Source organism: Vibrio genomosp. F6 (assembly GCF_005146325.1).
GTDB lineage: Bacteria > Pseudomonadota > Gammaproteobacteria > Enterobacterales > Vibrionaceae > Vibrio > Vibrio cortegadensis.
Genome location: NZ_SYUT01000081.1, coordinates 36900 through 47709 on the forward strand (window position 1 = coordinate 36900; position 10810 = coordinate 47709).

The following is a 10810-nucleotide window of genomic DNA, read 5'->3' on the forward strand; positions in this document are numbered from 1 at the left end:
CAAAATAGTTCGTAATTAATCTGCCACATTAAATTCATGTCGCAATCTTAGTTAGCTACGATGTTTAGAAGCTTGCCTGGTACGAAGATAACTTTACGAATCGTTAAGCCATCTAGGAACTTCTTAGCGTTCTCATCGTTTAGACCAAGTTCACGAACTTGTTCTTCTGTTGCGTCAGCAGCAACCGTTAGCTTCGCACGTAGCTTACCGTTGATCATGACAACGATAGTTTTCTCGTCTTCCACTAGCGCTTTCTCATCAAACGTTGGCCATGTTGCTGAGTCTACGTTTGATTCACCAAGTGCAATCCACATTTCGTAAGAGATGTGTGGAGTCATTGGGTAAAGCATGCGAACTACTGCTTTAAGCGCTTCATCAAGGATTGCGCGATCTTGTACTGATTCTTGAGGTGCTTTTGCAAGCTTGTTCATCAGTTCCATGATTGCCGCAATCGCAGTGTTGAACGTTTGGCGACGGCCAATATCGTCTGTCACTTTCGCGATAGTTTTGTGGATATCACGACGAAGTGCTTTCTGGTCACCAGATAGAGAAGAAGCATCAACAGTTTCAGCTGCACCTTTAGAAGAGTGAGCGTGAACCAGTTTCCAAACACGTTTAAGGAAACGGTTAGCGCCTTCAACGCCAGACTCTTGCCATTCAAGCGTCATATCAGCAGGTGATGCAAACATCATGAATAGACGTACTGTATCAGCGCCGTACTTGTCTACCATCTCTTGCGGGTCGATACCGTTGTTTTTCGACTTAGACATTTTGATCATGCCTGAGTGTTCTACGTTACGACCTTCGTTATCAACCGCTGTTTCAATGCGACCTTTACCATCACGCTCGATAGTCACGTCAGTTGGAGCAATCCACTCTTTCGTGCCTTTCTCGTTGGTGTGGTAGAACGCATCAGCCAGAACCATGCCTTGACATAGTAGTTGCTTGAACGGTTCGTCAGACGTCACATACCCCGCATCACGTAGAAGCTTATGGAAGAAACGAGAGTAAAGCAGGTGCATACAAGCGTGTTCAATACCACCAACGTATTGGTCAACTGGCAACCAGTAGTTTGCTTTTTCTGGGTCTAAAATGTCGTCAGCTTGTGGTGAACAGTAACGTGCGTAGTACCATGAAGACTCCATGAACGTATCGAACGTATCAGTTTCACGTAGCGCAGGTTCGCCATTGAATGTGGTTTCAGCCCAAGATTTGTCAGCTTTGATTGGGCTAGTAACTCCATCCATTACTACATCTTCAGGAAGAATCACTGGCAGTTGGTCTGCTGGTACAGGGTGAACTTCACCATCTTCAGTGGTTACCATTGGGATTGGAGCGCCCCAGTAACGCTGACGAGACACACCCCAGTCACGTAGACGGAAGTTTACTGTCTTCTTACCTTTGCCTTCAGCTTCTAGCTTCGCAGCGATTGCATCGAACGCTTCTTGGAACGCAAGGCCATCGAATTCACCAGAATCGAACAGTACACCTTTCTCAGTGTAAGCTGCTTCAGACACATCTAGCTCAGAACCGTCTTCAGGTTTGATTACTGGGATGATATCGATGCCGTACTTAGTTGCGAACTCGTAGTCACGTTGATCGTGAGCAGGAACCGCCATTACCGCACCTGTGCCGTAATCCATAAGAACGAAGTTTGCTACGTAAACAGGAACAACACGACCGTTAAGAGGGTGGATAGCTGTTAGGCCAGTATCCATACCTTTCTTTTCCATCGTTGCGAGTTCTGCTTCTGCCACTTTAGTGTTGCGACATTCATCAACGAATGCAGCAAGCTCAGGGTTGTTCTTAGATGCTTTCTCTGCAAGAGGGTGACCTGCAGCTATACCAACATAAGAAACACCCATTAGTGTATCTGGGCGAGTTGTGTACACTTCTAGTGGTGCTTCTTCGCCGTTAACAGCGAAAGATAGCTCAACACCTTCAGAGCGACCGATCCAGTTGCGCTGCATGGTTTTAACCATTTCAGGCCAACCTTCAAGGTTGTCTAGGTCGTCTAGTAGCTCTTGAGCGTACTCAGTGATTTTAATGAACCACTGTGGAATTTTCTTTTGTTCTACTGGAGTGTCACAACGCCAGCAACAACCGTCTTCTACTTGCTCGTTCGCAAGAACAGTTTGGTCGTTTGGACACCAGTTAACAGAAGAAGTCTTTTTGTACACTAGGCCTTTTTCGTAAAGCTTAGTGAAGAACTCTTGTTCCCAGCGGTAGTACTCTGGAGTACAAGTCGCGAATTCACGTTTCCAGTCGTAACCAAAGCCAAGAAGCTTAAGTTGGTTTTTCATGTACTCGATGTTTTCGTAAGTCCACGGTGCTGGAGCGGTTTTGTTTTTTACTGCTGCGTTTTCAGCAGGTAGACCAAATGCATCCCAACCAATAGGTTGCATAACATTTTTGCCTTGCAGTCGTTGGAAACGAGATACCACATCACCGATGGTGTAGTTACGCACGTGACCCATGTGCAGTCGGCCACTTGGGTAAGGGAACATAGAAAGACAGTAGAATTTTTCTTTGTTTGGGTCTTCACTTACAACGAAAGTCTCGCTGTTATCCCAGTGTTGTTGAACCTTTTGTTCAATCTCTTGCGGGTTATATTGTTCTTGCATCGATGGTATCCGGTTATCTTGGAATTTGTGAGTTCGGTTAGAACAGAATCTAGTTGATCGTCATAGAATACCTAAAGGAGCGTAGTACAACAATAGAAATACCTATTCCATTGGTTATCTGTAGGCGAAGAGTTCTACTATGATCAATAGAATGAAGGTAAATTCACGGAGGTGGGGTATGCCAAAGCGTAAAAAAGGTTATGAAGAAGTGCTAGAGGATGTGGTTGAAACTCTCAAACACAGCCCTGATGAGATAGGCAATGTGCTTGAAACCTCGGGCAAAGTTGTTAATGCTGCCAATGATATGACAAAAGATGAGCTCTCATTAGTTTCTGCCTATGTTAAATCTGACTTGAAAGAGTTTGCTGATAATTATGAAGAGAGTAAAAGCGGTCCATTTTATTTGATGATCACTGATACTATCTGGCAGGGGTTACTGGAAATTACCGACCGAACCAAAGTTGAATGGGTCGAGTTATTTAAAGATTTAGAACATCAGGGGCTTTATCAATCAGGAGAGGTGATAGGGCTTGGTATTTTGGTCTGTGAAAACTGCGGACATAAAGTGCAATATAGCCACCCAACCATTATTTCAACCTGTTCTCGTTGTGGTAATAACGGGTTTAGTCGCCAGGCGTTAAAACCATAGCGAGGCCAGTTGGCTTTATAGCTAAAAAAAGGAGGTATGATCCACTCATACCTCCTTTTTAATGCCATTACGATAGGGCTTAGATTATTCTTTTCTGAATTTCCAACCTATCAATAAACTTAATAGTACCCAAATATATAGCGGCCAAGTGCCTACCGTTCGATACGGTGTCATGCCATCCGTTGAGGTTAACTCAGCGTTAAGAACCGCGGTCTCAAATTGTGGTGCGAGTTCAATTATCTTTCCCTTGTAATCAGTGACACCTGTGACGCCATTGTTGGTTGAACGTATCAGAGGTTTGCCTAGTTCTAGGGCACGCATTCGCGCAATTTCCATGTGTTGCAAAGGCCCGATAGAGCGGCCAAACCAAGCATCATTCGACAAGGTTAAGATAAAATCGGTCTCTTCGGTTACGTTCTGCCTAACTTGTTCATTGAAGATGATTTCATAACAGAGTGCAGGAGCTAAGTGACGCCCATTTGCCACAATATTCGGTTGCACAAAATCACCGCGACTGAACGAAGACATCGGCAAGTTGAAGAAAGGGGCTAATGGCCTTAATAGAGCTTCTAAAGGAACAAATTCGCCAAATGGTAATAGGTGGTGTTTATGGTAACGCTGATTTACATCATAGCGGTAGTCACCGTAAGGCGTGGTTCCTATTGCTAGTACACTATTGTAATACTTTCGGTTTTCAGCTTGGTTAACCACACCTGTAATGATAGCGCTGCTGTTCATTTTGGCCGCTGAATCTAAGTTGCTTAGAAAGGATGAGACTTCAGATTCAAAAGCCGGGATTGCAGCCTCTGGCCAGATGACGATATCGGCATCCCAATTTTCACGGCTTAGATCGGTGTACTTCATGATGGTCGGCCAGCGTTGACTTGGTAACCATTTTAGCTCTTGATCGATATTACCTTGAATAAGTGCCACCGACGTTGTTTTTTCTGGGTTTGGTGTTACCCAATCGATGTTTCGAATTCCAAAACCTGATGCAAGGATCACCATTGGGATAATTGAGACTGCCCAACGTTTATGAATGATTGCATAGGCTAAGCTAGATGCAGAAATGACAATTAAAAGAGTCAGTAACTCCACACCTCCAATAGGAGCAAACGGGGCGAGGGGGCCATCAATTTGACTATAACCCAGCCAAAGCCACGGGAAGCCCGTCATTACCCAGCCTCGTAGCCAGTCGAAGACTAACCACAGAGCTGGCAGCACGAGAAAATATCGAGATCGAGATCCGCGCTGTTGAGTATGTGGGAAGAATTTGTTTAAACACCAAGCAAACAAGCCTGAGTAAATGGCTAAATAGCCGACCAGCATCGCCATGAGAAATAGGTTAGCAATGAGTGGCATTCCACCGAAGCCTGCAATGCTGACGTATACCCAACTGATGCCAGCACCAAATTGACCAATTCCCCAAGCGTAACCAATCGCTAATGCACTTTTAGGGCTGCGATTATGAATTAACAGGAAAAAAATGGCAGGGCTGAGAATGGCTAACGGCCAGATTTGATATGGAGCAAAGGCAAGTGTGGTTGTTGCGCCAACAAAAACGGCCGCAAGCGGCCGTAGTAGGCGATGAGTAAGTTTATTATTCATCTAATTATTTTCTATGTTCTCTATATAAAGAAACTAGCGTTACTCTTCGGTAGTCGGAAGAGGCTCTTCATCTGGAATTGTTACCTGCAATTGGACAACTCTTCGATTATCTGCTGCCGTTACCTTAAAGCTATAGCGACCTATTTCGACAATTTCTCCGCGTGAAGGGAGGTGTCCAAAGTTAGTCATAACCAACCCACCTACAGTATCTACTTCTTCATCGCTGAATTGAGTACCAAAAGTGTCATTGAAATCTTCAATTGTGGTTAAAGCTTTAACTGCAAAGGTATGTTTGCTCAGCTTACGGATATCAAGCTCTTCTTCTTCATCGTCGAATTCATCTTCAATTTCGCCAACGATCTCTTCTAAGATATCTTCAATGGTGACTAGGCCAGAAACACCGCCGAATTCATCGACGACAATCGACATGTGATAGCGTTCCTCTCGGAACTCTTTCAATAGTCGATCAACGCGTTTGCTTTCGGGAACAACCACCGCAGGGCGGATCACTTGTTCAATATCGAATGGTGCGCTTCCTGAACCTAAGTACTTAAGTAGGTCCTTCGCTAATAGAATGCCTTCCACATGGTCTTTGTCTTCACTGATCACTGGGTAGCGAGAGTGTTGAGCATCAGTAATCAACGCAATTAATGTATCTAAATCATCAGTGCGTTCTACTGTAACCATTTGCGAACGTGGCAACATGATGTCACGTACTCGCATTTCGGAAATTTCCATTACACCCTCAAGCATGTCGCGGGTGTCGTGGTCAATAAGGTCATTAACTTCAGAATCTCGAATAACATCTACGAGCTCTTGGCGATCTTTTGGATCACCTTGAAATATTTGACCTATGCGTTCTAAGAAGGACTTTCTACTCGGACCTTCAGACTTTTTACTTCCCTCAGAAGTGGGGGGGTTACCTTCGTTCATGATTTCTCAAAAAATAACGCTATCAGATGTGTGATAGCACACATAAAGTAGATCTAAGTTAAATACTTAATACTACTGTTTTTCTGCGATGTACGGGTCGTCATAACCCATAGATTGCATGATTTCTGTTTCGAGACTTTCCATCTCTTCAGCTTCATCGTTCTCGATATGATCATAACCTAGCAGATGCAAGCTACCATGTACAACCATATGCGCCCAGTGTGCCAGTAGAGGCTTACTTTGCTCTTCTGCTTCTTTTTCGACAACTTGGCGGCAAATGATGAGATCACCTAAGAGATCGATCTCGATACCCGGAGGCGCTTCAAAAGGAAAAGATAACACATTCGTTGGTTTATCTTTGCCACGGTAGTCATAATTTAGCTGGTGGCTTTCTTGTTCATCCACAATACGAACCGTTAATTCAGCTTGAGGTTGAAATTGAGTGATGGTTTTGTCTAACCATCCCTGAATATCTTTCTCGCTTGGAAGGCCGCTTTCATTTTCGACCGCTAATTGTAGATCTAGTTCGATTGACATTGGTTCACCAGTAATCTTAGTGCGTAATAATAATTGAATTAGTTTGTCTGCGTATTTTGTGCAAGGGCAGATTCACGCTCTTCACGGCGGCGCTGTTCTATTAATTTGCGCTCTTTTTGATCGTTGTTTTCCCATTTCTCATAAGCGTTAACGATACGAGCAACCACTGGATGTCGTACAACATCGTCAGCTAGGAAGAAATTGAAGCTAATCTCATCGACATCACTGAGCACTTCAATGGCATGGCGTAAACCTGAACGCGCGCCACGTGGTAAGTCTATCTGGGTAACATCGCCAGTAATTACCGCTCGCGAATTAAAACCAATACGAGTTAAGAACATCTTCATCTGTTCGATAGTCGTATTTTGGCTTTCATCAAGAATGATAAAGGCATCGTTCAAAGTACGTCCGCGCATATAGGCCAGCGGTGCAACTTCAATGACGTTACGCTCAATTAATTTTTCAACACGCTCAAAACCAAGCATTTCAAATAGAGCATCGTAAAGAGGGCGTAGGTATGGATCGACTTTTTGGCTTAGATCGCCCGGTAAAAATCCTAGCTTTTCTCCAGCCTCGACCGCTGGACGCGTCAGTAGAATGCGACGAACTTCTTGACGTTCTAGTGCATCTACCGCAGCCGCAACAGCCAGGTAGGTTTTACCCGTACCAGCAGGGCCAATACCAAAGGTAATGTCGTGAGTGACCATATTGACCAAGTATTGGCCTTGGTTAGGCGTTCGTGGCTTGATGACGCCTTTCTTGGTCTTGATGAACACCTCTTTGCCGTGCTCCATGACTGAATCGGCAACGTGCTCTAATACACCAGACTCTTTGATCGCTAAGTGGATATGATCCGGTTCGATGTCGGGAGTATTACCACGGACAGGAGCGGTTTCAACATATAGCGTCTTTAAAATATCAAGTGCAGCAGAGGCTGAATATGCCTTACCAACAATACTGAAATAGTTATTTCTATGGTTGATTTCGACGCCTAAGCGACGCTCTAGCTGTTTGATATTATCGTCGAAAGGACCGCAAAGGCTGGATAAACGGCGGTTGTCAGAAGGTTCTAGATCAATTTCTAAAGTTACTATTTTATTGCTCAATGCGACCTCACATTCAGACTATCTAATAAAGCCCGAGGACATCGGGCTTTATTGATACATTATATTGTTATTTTGAGATTATGCTTTTGCAACTAGGGTGTAAAGGTTGCAACGCCTAATTCATCTTCTTTTCGTGTTTTTTCCATCATTTCTGTTGGAGAAGTAACGCTTCGAAGATCCATCTCTTTCTCTGTACGGATCAGTTCGCCGCGCAATGAGTTAGTGAAAACATCGGTAATTTTAACATCAACGAATTGGCCAATTAAGTCTGCCGAGCCTTCGAAGTTAACCACACGGCTGTTTTCAGTACGGCCACGAAGTTCCATAAGGTTTTTCTTCGACGGGCCTTCCACTAAAATACGCTGCTCTGTACCTAACATTAGACGAGAAAAACGCATCGCTTGAGCGTTGACCGTTTGTTGTAGTTCGTACAAACGTTCTTTCTTCTCTTGCTCTGGAGTATCACATGGGTAGTCTGCCGCAGGAGTGCCTGGGCGAGGAGAGAAGACAAAGCTGAAGCTCATATCGAAGTCGATTTCTTTAATCAGCTTCATTGTGTCTTGGAAGTCTCTGTCGGTTTCACCAGGGAAGCCAACAATGAAATCTGAACTGATCTGAATATCTGGACGCGCTTTACGTAGCTTACGAATGATTGATTTGTACTCAATAGCAGTATGAGGACGCTTCATCATGGTCAAAATACGATCTGAGCCGCTTTGTACTGGCAAGTGTAAGAAGCTCACAAGTTCTGGAGTATCTTTATATACTTCAATGATGTCGTCACCAAATTCTAGCGGGTGGCTAGTGGTGAAACGAATACGGTCGATGCCATCGATAGAAGCCACTAAACGTAGTAATTCAGCAAATGAACAAATATCGCCGTCAAACATAGGACCACGATAGGCGTTTACGTTCTGGCCAAGCAGGTTAACTTCACGTACGCCTTGCTCTGCTAATTGTGCAATTTCAAAAAGTACATCATCCATCGGACGACTCACTTCTTCACCACGAGTGTAAGGCACAACGCAGTAAGTACAGTACTTTGAGCAGCCTTCCATGATAGAGACAAACGCCGTTGCGCCATCTGCTTTTGGTTCAGGAAGATTGTCGAATTTTTCGATCTCAGGGAAAGAAATATCCATCACTGGTTTTTCGTTTGATAGCGATGAGCGGATCATCTCTGGCAGACGGTGCAGCGTTTGTGGGCCAAAAATTACATCTACATAAGGTGCACGTTGACGAATATGGTCGCCTTCTTGAGTCGCAACACAACCACCGACGCCAATCACAACGCCTTCTTTCTTATCTTTCAGTGTTTTCCAACGACCAAGCTGGTGGAATACTTTTTCTTGAGCTTTTTCACGGATCGAACAAGTATTAAGTAGGAGTACATCTGCTTCCTCAGGTACTTCTGTTAGCTCGTAGCCATTTGCAGCATTTAGCAGGTCAGCCATTTTTGATGAATCGTATTCGTTCATCTGGCAGCCCCAAGTTTTTATTAGCAGTTTCTTACTCATCTTTTGTTCGCTCGATCGTTAGTTTAATTTAAGGGAGCAAATCGCCCAGTATTTCTCCGCCTAGAATATGTCAGCTATAGCTGTGCTCAGGCGGCAAGCCGCGTATTGTACTGCTTTAAAAACCAACTGACTAGTAGTCGACGCAAATCTCTTCAAGCCACCATTCCACAAGGTGTTCACTGCTCAAAAAGGGCAGTTTTATCGTTAAATAGTTTCGCAATAAGGTTACGAAATCGTACAATTAAAAATAGGCGATAAATCAACATGATGAAGTGTAAAAAATGAACAAATTTGATATTGCAGTGGTGGGCGGTGGCATGGTTGGTGCTGCGATTGCACTTGGTTTTGCAAAGCAGGGCAGGAGCGTTGCTCTTATTGAGGGGGCTCGCCCTAAAGGTTACGAACATGACCAACCAATGGACACTCGAATCTCTGCAATATCTCAGACATCAGTGAATCTATTGAGCTCGTTAGGGGCATGGGAGGCTGTTTCTTCAATGAGAGTGTGCCCATATCGTCGTTTGGAAACGTGGGAACACCCTGAATGCCGAACTCGCTTTAGTTCTGATGACGTTAATTTAGTCCAGCTTGGTTATATTGTTGAAAATCGTTTGATTCAATTGGGATTATGGGAGCAATTTGAACAGCAACCTTCATTATCCCTTTTCTGTCCGGATAAATTGAAATCAATTGCATTCGGAGTCGAAGAGAATCAAATAGCCCTAGAATCAGGAACCAAACTCACAGCTAATTGGGTTGTTGGTGCTGATGGAGCTAATTCTGTAGTTAGGCAACAAGCAAATATAGGCGTAACCGCATGGGATTATCGTCAGCACTGCATGTTAATTAATGTTGAAACGGAACTTCCGCAGCAAGATATTACGTGGCAACAGTTTACCCCTTCAGGGCCTCGATCATTCCTACCATTGTGTGGGAATCAAGGTTCACTCGTTTGGTATGATTCACCAAAGCGAGTTAAGCAGCTAATGAATATGAGCCATGTACAATTGCGTAATGAAATTGTGAGTGTTTTCCCTCGCGAGTTAGGTGATATCAAAGTACTTCAAACCGGATCGTTTCCGCTTACTCGTCGTCATGCTCAGCAATATCACAAGAATGGATGTGTTCTTGTGGGTGACTCTGCACATACGATTAACCCATTAGCAGGACAAGGGGTTAATCTTGGCTTTAAAGATGTTGCAGCATTATTAGATATAACGGCTGAACAAGATGAGCTCACTACTGACTTACTGAGAAAATACGAGCGATGTCGCCGTGGTGATAATTTATTGATGCAAAGCGGGATGGATTTTTTCTACAAAACATTCAGCAATGATCTTATGCCTTTAAAGGTGGTAAGAAATGCAGTGCTTAAAGTGGCTGAAAACTCAGGACCAATTAAGCAGCAAGTTCTGAAATATGCGTTAGGGTTGTAGCGGTTTCGGCCAATGCTGTAAGTTTAACTAACTCGAAGAGTAAATAGAGTAGAAGAGAGTCTTTAATAGGCTCTTTTTTATTGCTGAAGAAACATATAGACAGGGGAATAGACTTAGAAAGAAGTAGGTATAGAAATAAGTAGGTATAGAAAGAAATGGGGACTGGTAGAAATAGATAAACAGCAGATAAAAGAAAACCCAACTAAAAAGCTGGGTTTCTAATTTTCTTTTACAAGAAATAATGGTGCGGTCGGAGAGACTTGAACTCTCACACCTCTCGGCGCCAGAACCTAAATCTGGTGCGTCTACCAATTCCGCCACGACCGCAGCAAGTCTTTCCTCTCAACTAAGCAAATAACCTAGCGAAGAGTATATAGTTAGGAAGACTATTGGTAAGTCT

The 10810-nt window shown here is 43.8% G+C and carries 8 protein-coding genes and 1 tRNA gene; 2 read left to right on the plus strand and 7 right to left on the minus strand.

The features are described 5' to 3' along the window. Nucleotides 1-47: 47 nt before the first annotated feature. The gene (leuS, locus tag FCV43_RS19280; RefSeq protein ID WP_017053031.1) at nt 48-2624 is read right to left on the minus strand and encodes a leucine--tRNA ligase; all 2577 of its coding nucleotides are present in this window, start codon (nt 2622-2624) and stop codon (nt 48-50) included. Nucleotides 2625-2802: 178 nt separating this feature from the next. Here leuS and FCV43_RS19285 point away from each other — a divergent pair, with 178 nt between their 5' ends. Then, complete coding sequence (locus FCV43_RS19285; RefSeq protein ID WP_017053032.1) at nt 2803-3273, plus strand: zinc ribbon-containing protein; 471 nt, start codon at nt 2803-2805, stop codon at nt 3271-3273. Nucleotides 3274-3357: 84 nt separating this feature from the next. Here the strand turns inward: FCV43_RS19285 and lnt are convergent, their stop codons facing one another. The 5 genes from lnt to miaB form a co-directional block, all read right to left on the minus strand. Then, nucleotides 3358-4881, minus strand: a complete 1524-nt coding sequence (gene lnt, locus FCV43_RS19290) for an apolipoprotein N-acyltransferase (protein ID WP_136996082.1) — start codon at nt 4879-4881, stop codon at nt 3358-3360. A gap of 39 nt (nt 4882-4920) precedes the next feature. After that, nucleotides 4921-5814, minus strand: a complete 894-nt coding sequence (corC, locus tag FCV43_RS19295; protein ID WP_017051695.1) for a CNNM family magnesium/cobalt transport protein CorC — start codon at nt 5812-5814, stop codon at nt 4921-4923. Between the two features lie 72 nt (nt 5815-5886). Then, nucleotides 5887-6351: an rRNA maturation RNase YbeY gene (ybeY, locus tag FCV43_RS19300; RefSeq protein WP_017051694.1), complete on the minus strand. Its 465-nt coding sequence runs from the start codon at nt 6349-6351 to the stop codon at nt 5887-5889. A 38-nt stretch (nt 6352-6389) separates the two neighbouring features. Then, nucleotides 6390-7457: a PhoH family protein gene (locus FCV43_RS19305; RefSeq protein WP_017051693.1), complete on the minus strand. Its 1068-nt coding sequence runs from the start codon at nt 7455-7457 to the stop codon at nt 6390-6392. Nucleotides 7458-7549: 92 nt separating this feature from the next. Continuing rightward, nucleotides 7550-8974: a tRNA (N6-isopentenyl adenosine(37)-C2)-methylthiotransferase MiaB gene (gene miaB, locus FCV43_RS19310; RefSeq protein WP_136996083.1), complete on the minus strand. Its 1425-nt coding sequence runs from the start codon at nt 8972-8974 to the stop codon at nt 7550-7552. A 281-nt stretch (nt 8975-9255) separates the two neighbouring features. On the opposite strand from miaB, the gene FCV43_RS19315 reads away from it, so the two are divergent. Beyond that, entirely contained in the window at nt 9256-10410 is a 1155-nt protein-coding gene (locus tag FCV43_RS19315) for a 2-octaprenyl-3-methyl-6-methoxy-1,4-benzoquinol hydroxylase (protein ID WP_136996084.1), read from the plus strand. A gap of 242 nt (nt 10411-10652) precedes the next feature. Here FCV43_RS19315 and FCV43_RS19320 read toward each other — a convergent pair. Next, nucleotides 10653-10737: transfer RNA gene (locus FCV43_RS19320), tRNA-Leu, on the minus strand. Nucleotides 10738-10810: the final 73 nt, after the last annotated feature.